Origin of the sequence: Endozoicomonas arenosclerae (assembly GCF_001562015.1) — a bacterium.
GTDB lineage: Bacteria > Pseudomonadota > Gammaproteobacteria > Pseudomonadales > Endozoicomonadaceae > Endozoicomonas_A > Endozoicomonas_A arenosclerae.
Genome location: NZ_LASA01000313.1, coordinates 1 through 898, shown reverse-complemented (window position 1 = coordinate 898; position 898 = coordinate 1). Strand labels below are relative to the sequence as shown.

At 44.1% G+C, this 898-nt stretch carries 2 protein-coding genes; one reads left to right on the top strand and one right to left on the bottom strand.

Annotated features, from left to right (window positions below; all coding sequences use genetic code 11):
• Positions 1-403 (top strand): transposase (locus tag WG89_RS28985; protein WP_153301914.1); only part of this gene is annotated, 403 nt, incomplete at its 5' end.
• 251 nt (positions 404-654) lie between these two features.
• Here the strand turns inward: WG89_RS28985 and WG89_RS28980 are convergent.
• Positions 655-898 (bottom strand): transposase (locus WG89_RS28980; protein ID WP_153301913.1); only part of this gene is annotated, 244 nt, incomplete at its 5' end.

Genomic DNA, 898 nt, shown 5'->3' with positions numbered 1-898 from the left:
GACTCATAGTCTTTCAACTACGCCCGCAAATGACCATGACCTTAATCAAACTAAGAATTTATTGCATGGAGATGAGTCCTTTATTGGGGCGGATGCTGGATACCGGGGGGCAGAGAAACGAGAAGAACTGAGCGACTGTGAAGCGGAGTTTTTCATTGCTGAGCAACCCAGCAAAGTGAAAGCCCTGAAAAAGCATCCCCGAAAAAATAAGGTGGCGATCAAGTTGGAGTATTTGAAGGCCAGTATCCGAGCGAAAGTTGAGCACCCCTTCAGAATCATCAAGTGCCAGTTTGGATTTGTAAAAACAGCGTATCGAGGCATCGGGAAAAATGACAATAAACTGGCCACTCTTTTTGCTCTGGCTAATGTGGTTAGATTGGATCAAATGCTACGTAGGGGTTAATCTGCCTATCAGCCGAGAAAACCGGCTGAAAAGTAGATAATGAGCGACCCTATCCTCGCTTTTAGTTCTAAGAATTGTGTTTTAGAACATGCTCAAAGGATTGATGGACTTCTTCACACCTTCCCTAGGGAACCTGCGAATAACCTCTAATTTACTTCCCTTCTTGAATCGAGTTCGAAGTAGGACTGAAATCAGAGGTCTCAACCCCTTATTTGTATGATATTTAGCCACTTTCGTGACTTCAGGGCGGACTAACCCTGTGCCCGGATCATTTGATCCAGTCGAACAATATTCGCCAGGGCAAATAAAGTAGACAGTTTATTGTCATTCTTCTTCAAACCTCGATACCTGGCTTTTATAAATCCAAATTGACACTTAATGATTCTGAAGGGGTGTTCGACTGCTGCTCTCAGACTGGCCTTGGTAAATTCCAGTTTGATGGGCACCTTATTTTTTCGGGGATGCTTCTTCAGCTCTTTCACGATGCTGGGCTTT